Consider the following 15013-nt stretch of genomic DNA (forward strand, 5'->3'; position numbering starts at 1 on the left):
GTCACGCATATGAAGCAGGCGACCGCCGCCATCGTCGGGTCCGGGAACATCGGTACCGACCTCCTGTACAAGCTCCTGCGCTCCGAGCACATCGAACCCCGCTGGATGATCGGCGTCGACCCGGAGAGCGAAGGCCTCGCCCGAGCCCGGAAGCTGGGGCTCGACGCCTGGCACGAGGGGGTGGACCGGCTGCTGGCGCAGGACGAGAAGCCCGATCTCGTCTTCGAGGCGACGAGCGCGTACGTGCACCGCGCGAACGCCCCCCGCTACGCCGAACTCGGCATCCGCGCCATCGATCTGACCCCCGCCGCCATCGGCCCCGCCGTCGTCCCGCCGGCCAATCTCACCGCGCATCTCGACGCGCCGAACGTCAACATGATCACCTGCGGCGGCCAGGCCACCATCCCCATGGTGTACGCCGTCTCGCGGGTCGTGCCGGTGGCGTACGCGGAGATCGTCGCCTCGGTCGCCTCCGTATCGGCGGGCCCCGGCACCCGCGCCAACATCGACGAGTTCACCCGCACCACCTCCCGGGGCATCGAGGAGATCGGCGGCGCCGAGCGCGGCAAGGCGATCATCATCCTCAACCCCGCCGAGCCACCCGTCATCATGCGCGACACCGTCTTCTGCGCGATCCCCGAGGACGCCGACCGGGACGCGATCAGCCTCTCGGTGAAGGAGATCGCCGAGGCGGTGGCGACGTACGTCCCCGGCTACCGGCTGCGCGCCGAGCCGCAGTTCGACGACCCGCGGCCCGAGAACGGGGGCATGGCGCGCGTCGCGATCTTCCTGGAGGTGGAGGGCGCGGGGGACTACCTGCCGCCGTACGCCGGAAACCTCGACATCATGACCGCCGCCGCCACCAAGGTCGGCGAGGAGCTCGCGAAGGGCATGCAGGCATGAACACCTATTCCGACAGCCTCGACATCCGCGTCACCGACTCCTCCCTCCGTGACGGTTCGCACGCCAAGCGGCACCAGTTCACGGGCGAGGACGTGCGGAGCGTCGTCGCCGCCCTCGACGGCGCCGGCGTCCCCGTCATCGAGGTCACCCACGGCGACGGGCTCGGCGGCTCCTCCTTCAACTACGGCTTCTCGAAGACGCCCGAGCAGGAGCTCATCAAGATCGCCGTCGACACGGCCCGCAGCGCGAGGATCGCCTTCCTGATGCTGCCCGGACTCGGCGTCAAGGACGACATCCGCGCCGCCCACGGAAACGGCGCGAGCGTCTGCCGCATCGCCACCCACTGCACCGAGGCCGACATCTCCGTCCAGCACTTCGGGCTGGCCCGCGAGATGGGGCTGGAGACCGTCGGCTTCCTGATGATGGCCCACTCCACCCCGCCCGAGAACCTCGCCGCCCAGGCGCGGATCATGGCCGACGCCGGCTGCCAGTGCGTGTACGTCGTCGACTCGGCCGGCGCCATGGTCATGGACGACGTCACGGACCGGGTCCAGGCCCTGGTCGCCGAGCTGGGCGAGGACGCGCAGGTGGGCTTCCACGGACACGAGAACCTGGGGCTGGGCGTCGGCAACTCGGTCGCCGCCGTACGGGCCGGGGCCCTCCAGATCGACGGATCGACCCGCCGCCTGGGCGCCGGCGCGGGGAACACGCCCGTCGAGGCGTTCGCCGCGGTCTGCCAGAAGATGGGCATCCGCACCGGCATCGACGTACTGAAGATCATCGACGCGGCGGAGGACGTGGTCAGGCCCGTCATGGACGACGAGTGCCTGCTCGACCGGCTCGCCCTGATGATGGGCCACGCCGGGGTCTACTCCAGCTTCCTCAAGCACGCCTACCGGCAGGCGGAGCGGTACGGCGTCTCCGGCGCGCAGATCCTGCTCAGGGCCGGTGAGCGCCGCCTCGTCGGGGGTCAGGAGGACCAGCTCATCGACATCGCCATGGAGCTGGCGGCCGAGGGCGCGACGTCCTGACGACAGGACCAGGAACCTGTCTTTGCACGCTCCCACGAAGCCGTCCGTGGACTCTCGCCCGCGTACCCCGTATGAAGCTCGACCGGCCCGTGGCGCAGGCGTACGCCGTCGCGAAGGGCCCCACGAGCCTGCGGGCGTACCGGGTGGAGAACGTCTGCCTGGAGCGCGAGCGCGGCTTCAACATCGCGCACGGGTACGGGCACGGCGGATCGGGCCTCAGCTTCTCCTGGGGACGCGCGGACGAGGTCGTGGATCCGATCCAGGGCAGGGGGCAGCGCCGTCCCTGACCGTGCGCGTCGAGGCGACCGTGGCCGAAAGGCCACGGTCGCCTTCGCGTTTCCCCGGCGGTCATCGGTGCTCGTCGGCGTTCCTCCGGGTTCCCCCGCGGTTCTCCCACTCAGCGGGAGCGGTCCGTTGTTGCCCCTCACGCCGCTGCGCAGACTGTCCGGACCGCGCCACCACGACGCTGTGGAAGGGGACAAGGGACACCATGGCCGAAAATGCCGAACACGCCGAAAACACCGCCGCGCCCGGCGCAACCGCAGTCCGGGTGATCGAGGCCGCCGCGCCGCCCGCCCGGTTCGCCCGGGGCTGGCACTGCCTCGGCCTCGCCGAGACCTTCAGGGACGGTCGCCCGCACGAGATCGAGGCGTTCGGCACCAAGCTCGTGGTCTTCGAGGGCCAGGACGACGGACAGCTGCACATCCTCAACGCCTACTGCCCCCACATGGGCGGCAATCTCGCCCACGGCACCATCAAGGGCGACGCCGTCGCCTGCCCGTTCCACGACTGGCGCTGGGCGGGGAGCGGCCGCTGCGCCGGCATCCCGTACGCCCGCCGCGTGCCGCCGCGCGCCAGGACCCGCGCCTGGACCGCCCTGGAGCGCAACAAGCAGCTGTACGTCTGGAACGACCCCGAGGGCAATCCGCCGCCGCCCGAGGTCACGATCCCCGAGATCGAGGGCGTCGGCAGCGCGGAGTGGTCCGACTGGTCCTGGAACAGCCTGCGCGTGGAGAACTCCAACTGCCGCGAGATCGTCGACAACGTGGTCGACATGGCGCACTTCTACTACGTCCACTACGCGTTCCCGAACTACTTCAAGAACGTCTTCGACGGGCACGTCGCCACCCAGTACATGGAGTCCACACCGCGCGGCGACGTGGACCTCGGCACGCTGTCCACGGGCGGCGGGCTGCGCTCCGACGCCTCCTACTTCGGCCCGTCCTACATGATCGACAAGCTGTGGTCGGACGTCGGCGGCGGGGTGGAGATGGAGTCCGTCCTGATCAACTGTCACTACCCGATCGACGAGAACAGCTTCATGCTCATGTACGGGGCGATCGTCAAGAAGCTCCCCGGCATGACGGACGAGCAGGCCGCCGAGGCCGCCCGGCTCACCTCCGAGGGGCTCGCCGTCGGCTTCGAGCAGGACGTGGAGATCTGGAAGAACAAGACCCGGATCGACAACCCGCTGCTCACGGAGGAGGACGGCCCGGTCTACCAGCTGCGGCGCTGGTACGAGCAGTTCTACGTGGACGCCGCCGACGTCAAGGACGAGATGGTGCGGCGCTTCGAGTTCGAGATCGACACCGCCCGCGCCAACGAGGCCTGGCGCGCCGAGGTCGCCGCCAACCTCGCGGCCCGCGAGCAGGGCTCCTGAGATGCGGCCCGTGGAGTGCGGGACCTGCGGAAACCAGGTCCTGTGCGAGAAGTTCAGCCCCGCGCACGTCCAGGTGCAGTGGACCGAGGACGCGGCCGCGGTCTGTCCGCGGATCGGCGCGCGGGTCGCCGCCGGGGAGCTCAGTGCGCGCGTACGGTCCTGCGAGGCGCTGCGGGACAGCATCGACGTCGCCGTCGCGGCGGGCCTGCTGGAGGTGGCCGATGCCTCGTAAGGTCCGTGTGACCGAGGTCGTACGGGAGACGGCGGACGCCGTCTCCCTGGTCCTGGACGCGAGCGGCGGCGGAGACTTCGCCTATCGCCCGGGACAGTTCCTGACCCTGCGGATACCGGGCGGCCAGGCCCGCTGCTACTCGCTGGCCAGCTCCCCGCACACCGGGGAGCCCCTGAGGATCACGGTCAAGAAGGTGGCCGGCGGACGCGGCTCCGGCTGGGTCTGCGACGAAGTGACGGCCGGCGACGAGCTGGAGGTGCTGCCGCCGGCCGGCACCTTCACCCCGGACGACCTGGACGCCGATGTGCTGCTGGTCGCGGGCGGCAGCGGGATCACCCCCGTGATCTCCATCGCCAAGTCGGTCCTGGCGGCGGGCCGGGGGCGGGTGGCGCTGCTCTACGCCAACCGGGACCAGGACGCCGTCATCTTCCGCGACGAACTGTGGGGGCTCGCCGAGCGGTACCCGGGCCGGCTGGCCCTGGTCCACTGGCTGGAGACGCTCCAGGGGCTGCCCACCGCCGAGCTGCTCACGTCGGCCCTCGCGCCCTACGCGGACCGGACGGCGTATCTGTGCGGGCCCGCGCCGCTGATGGACGCGGCGGAGCGGGCGCTGCGCGCGGTGGGCGTACGGTCGGTCCACCGCGAGCGGTACTTCTCACTCGCCGCCGATGTGTTCGAGGCCCCCGCGGGGGCGGAGGCGGTGGCCGAGGGCTCCCGTACGGCCGAGGTCCGGCTCGACGGGCGGACCCGTCAGGTGCCCTGGGGGCCCGACACCCCGCTGCTGGACGCCCTGCTCGCGGCGGGTGTCGACGCGCCGTACTCCTGTCGGGAGGGCGCGTGCAGCGCCTGCTGCTGCCGGGTGGTGACGGGCGAGGTGAAGATGCTCCGCAACGAGGTGCTGGACGAGGAGGACCTCGCCGAGGGCTATGTGCTGGCGTGTCAGGCGCTGCCCCTCACCGAGCGGGTGGAGGTCACCTACGACTGAATCCGGTTGCCGTTCGGCGGCGTTCACGCGTCCGGCACGTGACGCCCCGACGGTGCAGGTGAATTGCACGAGAACACCACAAGATTGACATTGACCTGACAAGGTCTACGCGCGTCAGGATGGACTTATGCGAATCCCCCCACGTATCACCCTGCTCGGCGGCGCCGCCGCCCTCGTCTCCGCCCTCCTCATCGGCGGACCCGTGGCAGCCGAAGCGACCGCCGCCCCCACAGCGGTCGGTGACATCTGCTACTCCGACCTGCCCGCCCAGGCCCACGACACCCTCGAACTCATCGACAACGGCGGCCCGTTCCCGTATCCGCAGGACGGGACGGTCTTCCAGAACCGCGAAGGAATCCTTCCGGACCACTCGACCGGCTACTACCACGAGTACACGGTGAAGACGCCCGGCTCCTCGAATCGGGGTGCCCGCCGCATCGTCACCGGCCGGGAGGCGGAGGAGGACTACTACACCGCCGACCACTACCGGTCCTTCGACCTGGTCGACCACGGCTGCTGACGCGCGCCGTGCCGCCGGCCCTTCCCCCTCGCGGCCGGCGGCACGGACTCGTCCGGGGACGAGCTCGTTCGGCACGGACTCGTCCCGGGCGGGCTCGTTCGGACACGGACTCGTCCCGGGCGGGCTCGGTCAGTCTCGACAGGGCCCGGACGGGCTCGGCCGAGACGGGGCGGACGTCCTACATCCACTCGCTGGTGCGCAGCCAGCCCATCATGTTGTCCATGGCCTGGGCGGACACGCCGGGCTCGCACCCGGCCGGCGGCGCCGAGCGCCCCGCGCGGCCGGGCCCGTACAACTGACTCCACACCGTGCGTGCCGATGCCCGCACGGCCACCGCGAGCCGGTCCAGCTCGCGGTGCGTGCCCTTGCCGGAGAGGGAGATCGCGGCGATCGCCCGTCCCGCGCCGCGCAGCGGCGCCGCGACGCACGCCACGCCCCGGAAACTCTCCTCGCGGTCGAAGGCGACCCCGCTGTCCCGCGCCGCGGCGAGTTCCGACCGGAACGCGACGGGCCGCACGAGCGTGCGCGGGGTGCGCGGGCGCAGCCCGTAGGCGATGACCTGCTCCACCGCGGCCGGGTCGCTGAAGGCGAGGATCGCCTTGCCCGCCGCCGTGCAGTACGCGGGCATCCTGCCGCCCACCCGGGACGGGACCGTCGAGTCCTCCGAGCCGCCGATCCGCTCCAGGCAGACGACCTCGGCGCCGTCGAGCGCGTAGAGGTGGACCAGATGACCGGTGGACTCGTGCAGCGCGTGCAGCTGGGGGAGCGCGGCGCGGCGCAGCCGGTTGTGGTGCGCGGCGAGCGCGCCCAGCTCCAGGATCCGCATGCCCATCCGGTAGTCCCGGCCCTCGCGGTCCAGCCAGCGCAGCTGGACCAGCTGGTCGAGGATGCGGTGGGCGGATGAGCGGGGGATCCCGGACCGGCGTACGACCTCGGTGAGGGAGAGCCGGGGCTCCGCGCCGTCGAAGGCGCCGAGAACCCTCGCGGCCTTCTCCAGGAGGGAGGGCGGCGTCTGGGCGCCGACGGGTGCCGCGGGTGCGCCGACGAGCTCAGCGGTCATGGATGTCTCCCCAGGTGGACAGCGCACGCAGCGTCCTTGCGGCGTGTTTCCGTGACGTTGCGCAGACCCTGCCATGGGGCCGGGCCCGGAGGGAAGACGCTGGGGGGAGGTATTTCGGTTAGGCATAGCTGAGGGGGTGTCACCTCGTACGTGACCACGCCGGCCGGCCCTGCCCCCGCCCGGCCTCCGCCCGGCGGCGGTGCGCGGCGCGCCTGAGCCCGCCGCAGGCGCCCCTGCCCCGCCGGCCCGCCCCCCCGTCCCGCCCCGCCCCCGAATCCCGCTCAGCGGGAACCCCGTATTTCGCTCCGGAACACCACGGCGTACGGTCACCGCACTCGCAACCGCCCCACCCCCACCCCGCAATCCGAGAGGTGACACGCATGAGCGACGCCACCGGAGCCGTCCTCGAAGCCGTCCGGGCCCTCGTGCCCGCGATCCGTGAGCGCGCGGCAGAGGCCGAGAGCGCCCGCAAGGTGCCCGAGACGTCCATCAAGGAGCTCGAGGAGACCGGTTTCTTCCGGCTTCTGCAGCCCCACGCGTACGGCGGGTTCGCCGCCGACCCGGCGGTCTTCTACGCCGCAGTCAAGGAGATCGCCAAGGCCTGTGGCTCCACCGGCTGGGTCGCCTCCGTCGTCGGCGTACACCCCTGGCACGTCGCCCTGTACGACGCCCAGGCCCAGGACGAGGTCTGGGGCGCCGATCCGACCGCCCGGATCTGTTCCTCGTACGCCCCGACCGGCAAGGTCACCCCCGTCGACGGCGGCTTCACGATCAGCGGAAGCTGGCATTTCTCCTCCGGCTGCGACCACGCCGACTGGGCCCTGCTCGGCGGGCTCGTCACGGACGCCGAAGGCCGCCCCGTCGACATGCGGACCTTCCTCGTCCCCCGCGCCGACTACCGCATCGACGACGTCTGGGACACCGTCGGCCTGCGCGGCTCCGGCTCGAACGACATCGTCTGCGAGGACGTCTTCGTCCCCGAGCACCGGGCCCTCAGCTTCGGCCCCGTCACCGCCCTGAACACCCCCGGCCAGCAGGTCAACCCCGAGCCCCTCTACCGGCTCCCGTACGCCTCCGTCTTCACCACCACCATCTCCACCCCCATCGTCGGCATCGCCGAGGGCGCCTTCGACGCGTACGTCGAGGCCACCCGCAAGCGGTTCCGGGTCACCTTCGGCCAGCAGGTCGCCGAGGATCCCTTCGCCCAGGTCCGGATCGCCCGCGCCGCCAGCGACATCGACGCCGCCTGGCTCCAGCTCCAGCGCAACATCGGTGAGCTGTACGCCCTCGCCTCGCGCGGCGAGGAACTGCCCATGCTGCTGCGCGCCCGCGCCCGCCGCGACCAGGTGCTCGCCACCGAACGCTGCGTCGCCGCGGTCGACCTGCTCATGGAGAACGCCGGCGGAAGCGCGATGCGCACGGGCCCGAACCCCGTCCAGCGCGCCTGGCGCGACGTCCACACCGGCCGCGGTCACGCCGCCAACGACCCCGAGCGGGCCCTCGTGCTGTACGGCCAGCGCGCACTCGGCCTCGACATCCAGGACACGATGCTGTGATGCACACCTACGAGAACACCTCGCGCACCGCCAAGGCCGGCGGCCTCACCCTCCACTTCCACGAGGCGGGCCCCGCCACCGCGACATCAGCGGCTGCCGCCGCGGAACCCGTCCTCATCCTGCTGCACGGCGGCGGCCCCGGCGCCTCCGCCTGGTCCAACTTCGGCCGCAACCTGCCCTTCTTCGCCGAGCGGTTCCGCACCCTGCTCGTCGACCAGCCCTGCTTCGGCAAGTCCGACAAGCCCGCGCCCGACAAGGACTACTTCTCCTTCAGCGCCGACGCCGTCGCCGCCCTGATGGACGAACTCGCCATCGACAAGGCCCACTTCGTGGGCAACTCGCTCGGCGGCGGCGCGGCCGTCCGGATGTCGCTCGACCACCCGGACAAGGTCGACAAGCTGCTGCTCATGGGCCCCGGCGGAATCTCCGTCAACCTCTTCTCGCCCGACCCCACCGAGGGCATCAAGCGCCTCTTCGCGTTCTCGCTGGCCGCCGAGCCGACGCGCGAGCACATGCGCGACTTCCTCACCACCCTCGCCTACGACCCGGCCATCGTCACCGACGAACTGGTCGAGGAGCGCTACGCCCAGGCCATGGACCCCGAAGCCCGCCTCGGCAACGCCCGCATGGGCGCCTCCTTCGCCAACCCGGCCTGGCAGCAGGACACCATGCTGTGGCGCGAGGCCCACCGCATCACCCACCCCACCCTGCTCACCTGGGGCCGGGAGGACCGGGTCAACCCCCTCGACGGCGCGCTGCTCGCGCTCAAGGCCATCCCCGACGCCCGGCTGCACGTCTTCCCGCACTGCGGCCACTGGGCGCAGACCGAGGCGTTCGACGAATTCAACCGTCTCGCCGCCGACTTCTTCCAGAACTGACCGACCGACCGACTCAAGGACCGCACATGAGCATGGACATCCGCGCACTCGGCTACCTGCGCATAGAGACCACCAAGCTCGACGAGTGGCGTACGTACGTCCTCGACATCCTCGGCATGGTCGAGGCGGCCGGCTCCACGGACCAGCAGCTGAACGTCCGTATCGACGACCGCGCCCACCGCTTCCAGTTCGTGGCGGGCGACAGCGACCGGCTGCTCGCCGCCGGTTTCGAGGTCGCGAACGCCACCGCCCTCGCCGAGACCGCCGCCGCCCTGGAGGCGGCCGGTGTCGCCGTCAAGCCCGCCGACGCCGCCACGCTCGCCGACCGCCGCGTGCGGGACCTCATCCACTGCGAGGACCCCAGCGGCAACCCCGTCGAGATCTACTGGGGCCAGTCCCAGGACCACACCCCGCTCGGCACCCCGTACGGAAACCGCTTCGTCACGGGCGACCTCGGCCTCGGACATGTCGTCCTTCCCGCACCCGAGCTGGACGAGACGCTCGCCTTCTACGAGCGGCTCCTCGGCTTCCAGCTGCGCGACTCGATGAAGCTGCCGCCCGTCGCCGTACCCACCGGCAAGCCCGGCGCGGACTTCTACTGGATGCACTTCCTCAGCCCCAACGCCCGCCACCACAGCGTCGGGCTGTACCCGGGCGCCCTGCCGCCCGGCATCGTCCACTTCATGGTCGAGCTGGAGACCCTCGACGACGTCGGCTACTGCCTGGACCGTATGAACACGGCGGGCATCCCCATCGCCTCCACCCTCGGCCGGCACTCCAACGACCACATGGTGTCCTTCTACGCCCAGGCGCCCGGCGGCTTCCAGGTCGAGTACGGCTGGGACGGACTCGTCGTCGACCCGGCCACCTGGGTCACCAAGGAGATCACCTCCGACAGCCTCTGGGGCCACCAGTGGAACGGCTGATCGAGGCCACCGACTTCCGGGACGTCGTCGGCCGCTTCCCGAGCGGCATCACCGTCGTCGCCGGGCTCGACGAGGACGGCGAGCCGGCGGGGCTGGTCTGCCAGTCCTTCGCCTCGCTGTCCCTCGACCCGCCCCTCGTCATGCTCTGCGTCGGGAAGTCGTCGACCAGCTGGCCGAAGGTCCGGTCGAGCGGGCGCTTCGGGGTGTCGGTCCTGGCGGAGGAGCAGCGCGGGGTGTGCGCGGCGCTGGGCCGCAAGGGGCCGGGAAAGTTCGCCGACGTCGACTGGGAGCTGTCGCCGCACGGGGCCGTCCGGATCAAGGGCGCCCTGGCCACCGTCGACTGCGCTCTGCACGCGGTGCACGAGGCGGGTGACCACTTCGTGATCACCGCACGGGTGCTTGAACTGGCCTCGCGCGACGACGGACTGCCTCTCCTCTACTTCCGCAGCGACTACGCCACCGGAGTCTTCTGATGGACCAGATGGATCACACCTTTGACGTGGTGGTGGTCGGGTCCGGCGCCGCCGGTATGGCCGCCGCGATCACCGCCCGGCTGCGCGGACTGTCCGCCCTGGTCGTGGAGAAGACCGACCGCTACGGCGGCTCCACCGCCCTGTCCGGCGGCGCGATCTGGGTACCCGGCAACTTCCACCTCGACGCGGCCGGCCTCGGCGACACGTACGAGAAGGCCCGTGCCTATCTCGACGCGACCGTCGGCGACCGTGTGCCGGACGCCCGCAAGGACGCGTACCTCCGGCACGGTCCGCGCATGGTGCGGGAGTTCCACGACCGCACCGAGGTCCGTTTCATGTACACGCCGGGCTACTCGGACTACTTCCCGGAGCGGCTCGGCGGCATGGCGCAGGGCCGTTCGATCGAACCGTGCATCGTGGACTTCAAGCGGCTCGGGCCGCTGCGGGCGACGATGCGCCGGGCCGGACTGCCGACGTACGGGCTCACCATGACCTCGTACGACTTCCGCTTCCTCAACATGGTCAGCCGCACCTGGGCGGGCAAGAAGGTCTCGATGCGCGTCGGCCTGCGCGCGGTGAAGGCCCTGGCGACGGGCAGGCAACTGCTCTCCCTCGGCGAGGCGCTGATCGCCCGGTCGCGGCTGTCGCTGGAGAAGCTGGGCGGCGAGCTGTGGCTGTCCGCGCCGCTGACGGGCCTGGTCACGGAGGACGGCCGGGTGACCGGCGTACGCGTCACCCGCGGCGGAGAGGAGATCACCGTAGGCGCCCGGGGCGGGGTGGTCCTCGCCTCCGGCGGCTTCTCGCACGACCAGACGCTGCGCGAGAAGTATCTGCCCGCGCCGACGTCCACCGAGTGGACCCACGCCTCCGAGGGACAGACCGGTGACGCGCTGCGGTTCGGCGAGGAGCTCGGCGCGGCGACCGACCTGCTGGACAAGGTGTGGGGCGCGCCGTCGGTGTGCCCGCCGGGGGAGAAGCCGTTCTTCCTGGTCGCCGACCGGGGCATTCCGGGCATGATGATCGTGAACGAGGCGGGGGAGCGGTACGCCAACGAGGCCGCGCCGTACCACGAGTTCGTGGACCGGATGTACGCCTGCGACCGCCCGGAGGCGACGACCGTACCGTCCTGGCTGATCCTGGACGCCCGCTCGAAGGCGCGGTACATCTTCGCGGGGCTGTTCCCGGGGCAGCCGTTCCCGGGGCGCTGGCTGGAGAGCGGTTTCGTACGGCGGGCCTCGACCGTCGACGAGCTGGCCCGGGACATCGCCGCGCCCGGACTCGCCGCCGCCGTACGCCGCTTCAACGGCTTCGCCGCGAAGGGCAAGGACGAGGACTTCGGCCGGGGCGACAGCGTCTACGACCGCTACTACGGCGACCCGACGCTGCCGAACCCCAACCTGGCGCCGCTGGACAAGGGCCCGTTCTACGCGATCCCCGTCCACCCCGGCGACATCGGCACCAAGGGCGGCCTGGTCACGGACGCCGACGCCCGGGTGCTGCGGGAGGACGGCAGCGTCATCGAGGGCCTGTACGCCTCCGGGAACTGCTCCGCGGCCGTGATGGGCGGGACGTACCCGGGACCGGGCGCGACGATCGGCCCCGCGATGGCGTTCAGCTGGGCGGCGGTCAACGCGATCGCGGAGCAGTCGCCTCCAGCCGACGCCTGACGCGCTCGTCCTCGATGTACTCGAGCGCCTGCCGGGCGGTGTCGTACGCGTAGCCCTCCGGACGCGCGTCCGCGAGCAGCCGGGCCAGCACCTCGACGGCCCGCGGATCCTGACGCATCGCCAGCCCGCGGGCCGCCTCCGCGTCGATGTCCTCGTCCGTGTCGTCGAGCCGGGCGGCCAGCGCCTGCCGGATCTCCGGGGTGTCCGCGTCGACCCCGGCGAGCGCCGTCGTCGCCCAGTCCCGCACCGGCTCCTCGCTGTCCCGGCTGAGCTCGATCAGCACCCGGATCGCCTCGGTGTGCCCGCCAGGCACCAGCCCGCCGAGCGCCTGCGCCACCGCGTGTCGCACCCCGGGGTCCGGGTGCGCGGCGTGCCGCAGGATCTCGGGCAGCGCGGCGGGATCGGCCTGCTGCCCGAGCCCCAGCACGGCGGCCCGGACCACCTCCGGATGGACGGCTTCCCGCGCCAGCTCGCGCAACGCCGGCACGGCCCTCGCCGACAGCCCCGCCCGCGTGGCCGTGTCCGCCACGACCGCACCCTCACGCGCCGCGGCCTGCCCCACGCCCCGGCTTCCGCCGACGCTCGGCGACTCCCCACCGACCAGCCCCCACACGCCCCGCATCCCGGCGGGCCCCTCCACCCCGGGCGCGCCCGGCACAACGGCTCCCTCGCCGGCGGCCGGGCCTTCGGCACGGGCCGGGCGTTCCGCCTCGGTCGGGCCTTCGGCTGCGGTGCCGGGGCTGCCTCCGGCTGCGGCGGGGCTTTCCTCTCCGGCCGGGCTGTCCGCCTCAGCCGGGCTTTGCGTCCTGGCCGGGCCTTCGGCTCCGGTGCCGGGAGCGGGTCCGGCTGCGGCCGGGCCTTTCACCCCGGCCGCGCGGCCCGACGGCCGCTCGGCGGGGGCGCCGCCCGTGTTCGCGCCGTCGGTTGCCGTGCCGGGCTCGTGGCCCGACGGCCCGGTTGCGGCGGCTCGCTCGTCGGGTGCCGGGCCGGTGGGCAGCGCGCCGTGGTCGTCGGGTGCCAGTCCGGTGGGTCGCGCGCCGTGGTCGTCGGCCGTGGCGGGCGGGGGGCCCGGTTCCGGCCGGTCTTCGACGGGTGCCGCGGACGGGAGGTTCCCCGGGCCGGCGCCACCACCATCGTGCGGGGCCGCGGGGCCCAGGCCCGCGAGGACGTCCGCCGCGAAGATCTGGTGCAGGGGGTCGGCGTGGCCGCAGAGGGCGAGGGCCGCGCGGAGGGTCTCCTCGTCCGCGCGCTGCCACAGCGCCGCGACGGCCTCCTGCCAGTCGTCCTGCTCCGGGTCCCCGCAGCGCAGTGCGCGCCCCGCGAGCTCGTCGAAGGGGGTCCGGATGTCCAGCTCCACCTCCAGCAGGGTCGCGATCGCCGCGTGCCCGGTCTGCTGCTCGTTGCCTGAGACATGGTTCTCGTGGAACTCCTCCACGATCACGGTCACGCCGCCGTCCTCCTCGACGCGCCGGGCCACCACCTCGTACGCGTCGCGGTCACCGTCGCCGTCGCCGCTGGACGCGCGCAAGCCCTCCCGCAGTTCGCGCTCCACATCGCGCCCGATCCACCGCCGCGCCTCCGCGAGCGCCTCCGTCCTCGCCCGGGCGCCGTACCGCAGCAGGGCCCGTACGCACGAGGGGGACCCGCGCCGGGCCGCCGTCACCAGCGGCGGCTCCCCGCCGGGCCCCGGCAGGTCCGGGTCCGCGCCCGCCTCCAGCAGTTCCTCCACCGCCGCGTACCGGCCCCCTCGGCAGGCCCACACCAGCGCCGTCGGCCCGTCGTCGTGCTCGCGCAGATCCGGCCGGGCCCCGGCCTCGAGCAGGGCGCGCAGCACCCCGGTGTACCCCCACACCGCGGCCCCGCAGAGCGGCAGCTCGTCCCCCTGCTCGCCGCTCCCGCGGTTCGGGTCCGCGCCCGCCGCCAGGAGCAGCCGCACGGTGCCCGGCCGGTCGTGCGACGCGGCCAGATACAGCGCGGTCGTCCCGTCCTCGTCGGCCGTCTCGGCCGGAGCGCCCGCCCGCAGGGCTCGTACGACGGCGTCGTCACCCTCGTACACCGCCGAGAAGAGCTCTCCGCTCAGGTCCTCAATCGTCATGTTCCCGACCTTACGGAAACCTGGTCACGTATCGCATTCGAGAATCGTCCGGCACAGCGCGCATCGTGCCCGTACCCGCCCCCGGACCGGCACCCGGATGCGCTGGTGACACGTAGGACAGGGGAACGACACCCGCAGCCCGCCGCCCGGCGCGCCCTCGAACGCGTACGGCGAGCCGGGCCCGGGGCCGGCCCCGGGCCCGGGACGCCCCGCACCCGGGTGGTCCTGCGCGTAGCGCCGGTCCTTCGCGTAGCGGCGGCGCCCGTTCCAGCCGGCCGCCACGAGCGGCGGCTGCTGTCCGTCGCGCAGCGCCTGTGCCCGGCCCTTCGTGTACGCCGTGTAGCCCTGCGGGCTGGTGAACCACACGGAGGGGTCCTCGCCGAAGACCAGCGCCCTTTTCGCGAGGACGTACCCGAACTCCTCCGGGGTCAAGTAGCCCAGTTTCTGGCTGGAAACCGCATCCTCGCGGAACGCGTCGAGCAGCAGCCAGCCCGCCCCGAGATACGTCGTCACCGTGTCCGTCAGGATCTCGTTGTCGCGCGTGCCGGGGAACGAGAGCCCCAGCCGGTGCAGCAGCACATGGGTGATCTCGTGCGCGAGAGCCGCCCCGATGTCCCGGCGGTGCGTGCGGAAGCGGTCGTTCAACTCGATGAAGTACTCGGGTCCCGCCGTGAGTTCCACACTCGCGGCGTGCTCCATCTCCCGGAAACTCACGATCATCCGCGCCTCCGGCAGCCTCAGCTGATGCACCAGCGCACGGGCCACCCGCTGCGCCCCCAGATGCAGATCGTCCTGGTCGCAGAAGGCCACGTCGGCCGGGGCGACGCTGCTCTCGTACGCCCGCACGCCGTCGTACGACAGCCGTTTGTGCAGCGCGGTGATGGCCTCCCGCGCGGTGTCGAGGTGCGGGAAGCCGTGCACCACATCGCTGCCGTTCGTCACGCACGTACCCCCTGAACGACGGTCGGCCGCTCTCAACTGTACGGGCCCCGGCTCCCGCGCCGCGCTGCGCAACAACACGTGTACC

15 protein-coding genes are annotated in these 15013 nt (G+C 72.4%); 12 read left to right on the plus strand and 3 right to left on the minus strand.

What is annotated here, in order from left to right; genetic code table 11:
* The first annotated feature begins 9 nt into the window (after positions 1-9).
* The 7 genes from ABT342_RS11790 to ABT342_RS11820 all read left to right on the plus strand — a co-directional run bounded on the left by ABT342_RS11790 (position 10) and on the right by ABT342_RS11820 (position 5331).
* Positions 10-903 (plus strand): acetaldehyde dehydrogenase (acetylating), encoded by an 894-nt coding sequence (locus tag ABT342_RS11790; RefSeq protein WP_351570732.1) that lies wholly within the window; start codon positions 10-12, stop codon positions 901-903.
* Positions 900-1934 carry a 4-hydroxy-2-oxovalerate aldolase gene (gene dmpG / locus ABT342_RS11795; protein ID WP_351570735.1) on the plus strand — a complete coding sequence of 345 codons (1035 nt, stop codon included), beginning with the start codon at positions 900-902 and terminating at the stop codon, positions 1932-1934. The genes ABT342_RS11790 and dmpG overlap by 4 nt, the downstream gene beginning before the upstream one ends.
* Positions 1935-2005: 71 nt before the next feature.
* Complete coding sequence (locus tag ABT342_RS11800) at positions 2006-2221, plus strand: hypothetical protein (protein ID WP_351570738.1); 216 nt, start codon at positions 2006-2008, stop codon at positions 2219-2221.
* A 203-nt stretch (positions 2222-2424) separates the two neighbouring features.
* On the plus strand, positions 2425-3594 hold the full coding sequence (locus ABT342_RS11805; RefSeq protein WP_351570741.1) for a 3-ketosteroid-9-alpha-monooxygenase, oxygenase component: 1170 nt from the start codon (positions 2425-2427) through the stop codon (positions 3592-3594).
* A 10-nt stretch (positions 3595-3604) separates the two neighbouring features.
* Complete coding sequence (locus ABT342_RS11810) at positions 3605-3826, plus strand: hypothetical protein (protein WP_351570744.1); 222 nt, start codon at positions 3605-3607, stop codon at positions 3824-3826.
* Complete coding sequence (locus ABT342_RS11815) at positions 3816-4811, plus strand: 2Fe-2S iron-sulfur cluster-binding protein (protein ID WP_351570747.1); 996 nt, start codon at positions 3816-3818, stop codon at positions 4809-4811. Before ABT342_RS11810 ends, ABT342_RS11815 begins: the two co-directional genes overlap by 11 nt.
* Before the next feature lie 127 nt (positions 4812-4938).
* A complete protein-coding gene (locus ABT342_RS11820) occupies positions 4939-5331 on the plus strand; it encodes a guanyl-specific ribonuclease (RefSeq protein WP_351570750.1) in 393 nt (130 codons plus the stop codon).
* A 178-nt stretch (positions 5332-5509) separates the two neighbouring features.
* Here ABT342_RS11820 and ABT342_RS11825 read toward each other — a convergent pair whose 3' ends face one another.
* The gene (locus ABT342_RS11825; RefSeq protein WP_351570753.1) at positions 5510-6391 is read right to left on the minus strand and encodes an IclR family transcriptional regulator; all 882 of its coding nucleotides are present in this window, start codon (positions 6389-6391) and stop codon (positions 5510-5512) included.
* Positions 6392-6771: 380 nt separating this feature from the next.
* On the opposite strand from ABT342_RS11825, the gene hsaA reads away from it, so the two are divergent.
* The 5 genes from hsaA to ABT342_RS11850 are packed head-to-tail and all read left to right on the plus strand — an operon-like array spanning position 6772 to position 11891.
* Positions 6772-7947, plus strand: coding sequence for a 3-hydroxy-9,10-secoandrosta-1,3,5(10)-triene-9,17-dione monooxygenase oxygenase subunit (hsaA, locus tag ABT342_RS11830; RefSeq protein ID WP_351570756.1), 1176 nt, complete (start codon positions 6772-6774; stop codon positions 7945-7947).
* Positions 7947-8825, plus strand: coding sequence for a 4,5:9,10-diseco-3-hydroxy-5,9,17-trioxoandrosta-1(10),2-diene-4-oate hydrolase (gene hsaD / locus ABT342_RS11835; protein WP_351570759.1), 879 nt, complete (start codon positions 7947-7949; stop codon positions 8823-8825). Before hsaA ends, hsaD begins: the two co-directional genes overlap by 1 nt.
* A 26-nt stretch (positions 8826-8851) precedes the next feature.
* Complete coding sequence (locus ABT342_RS11840; RefSeq protein ID WP_351570762.1) at positions 8852-9751, plus strand: VOC family protein; 900 nt, start codon at positions 8852-8854, stop codon at positions 9749-9751.
* Entirely contained in the window at positions 9739-10224 is a 486-nt protein-coding gene (locus tag ABT342_RS11845; protein WP_351570765.1) for a flavin reductase family protein, read from the plus strand. The genes ABT342_RS11840 and ABT342_RS11845 overlap by 13 nt, the downstream gene beginning before the upstream one ends.
* Positions 10225-10232: 8 nt before the next feature.
* A complete protein-coding gene (locus ABT342_RS11850; RefSeq protein ID WP_351570768.1) occupies positions 10233-11891 on the plus strand; it encodes an FAD-dependent oxidoreductase in 1659 nt (552 codons plus the stop codon).
* On the opposite strand, the gene ABT342_RS11855 is transcribed toward ABT342_RS11850, so the two are convergent.
* Together ABT342_RS11855 and ABT342_RS11860 are read right to left on the minus strand one after the other, a co-directional pair.
* Entirely contained in the window at positions 11851-13986 is a 2136-nt protein-coding gene (locus ABT342_RS11855) for a HEAT repeat domain-containing protein (protein ID WP_351570770.1), read from the minus strand. The genes ABT342_RS11850 and ABT342_RS11855 overlap by 41 nt on opposite strands.
* A 24-nt stretch (positions 13987-14010) precedes the next feature.
* Complete coding sequence (locus ABT342_RS11860; protein WP_351570772.1) at positions 14011-14928, minus strand: hypothetical protein; 918 nt, start codon at positions 14926-14928, stop codon at positions 14011-14013.
* Positions 14929-15013 lie beyond the last annotated feature (85 nt).

It is taken from the genome of Streptomyces sp. NPDC000410, assembly GCF_040300305.1.
In the GTDB taxonomy this organism is placed as follows: Bacteria; Actinomycetota; Actinomycetes; order Streptomycetales; family Streptomycetaceae; genus Streptomyces.

What these genes read in the sequence shown, in the direction of transcription:
- ABT342_RS11790 (WP_351570732.1), top strand. Translation starts at nt 10, where the DNA reads ATGAAGCAGGCGACCGCCGCCATCGTCGGGTCCGGGAACATCGGTACC.
- dmpG (WP_351570735.1), top strand. Translation starts at nt 900, where the DNA reads ATGAACACCTATTCCGACAGCCTCGACATCCGCGTCACCGACTCCTCC.
- ABT342_RS11800 (WP_351570738.1), top strand. Translation starts at nt 2,006, where the DNA reads ATGAAGCTCGACCGGCCCGTGGCGCAGGCGTACGCCGTCGCGAAGGGC.
- ABT342_RS11805 (WP_351570741.1), top strand. Translation starts at nt 2,425, where the DNA reads ATGGCCGAAAATGCCGAACACGCCGAAAACACCGCCGCGCCCGGCGCA.
- ABT342_RS11815 (WP_351570747.1), top strand. Translation starts at nt 3,816, where the DNA reads ATGCCTCGTAAGGTCCGTGTGACCGAGGTCGTACGGGAGACGGCGGAC.
- ABT342_RS11820 (WP_351570750.1), top strand. Translation starts at nt 4,939, where the DNA reads ATGCGAATCCCCCCACGTATCACCCTGCTCGGCGGCGCCGCCGCCCTC.
- ABT342_RS11825 (WP_351570753.1), bottom strand. Translation starts at nt 6,391, where the DNA reads ATGACCGCTGAGCTCGTCGGCGCACCCGCGGCACCCGTCGGCGCCCAG.
- hsaA (WP_351570756.1), top strand. Translation starts at nt 6,772, where the DNA reads ATGAGCGACGCCACCGGAGCCGTCCTCGAAGCCGTCCGGGCCCTCGTG.
- hsaD (WP_351570759.1), top strand. Translation starts at nt 7,947, where the DNA reads ATGCACACCTACGAGAACACCTCGCGCACCGCCAAGGCCGGCGGCCTC.
- ABT342_RS11840 (WP_351570762.1), top strand. Translation starts at nt 8,852, where the DNA reads ATGAGCATGGACATCCGCGCACTCGGCTACCTGCGCATAGAGACCACC.
- ABT342_RS11850 (WP_351570768.1), top strand. Translation starts at nt 10,233, where the DNA reads ATGGATCACACCTTTGACGTGGTGGTGGTCGGGTCCGGCGCCGCCGGT.
- ABT342_RS11855 (WP_351570770.1), bottom strand. Translation starts at nt 13,986, where the DNA reads ATGACGATTGAGGACCTGAGCGGAGAGCTCTTCTCGGCGGTGTACGAG.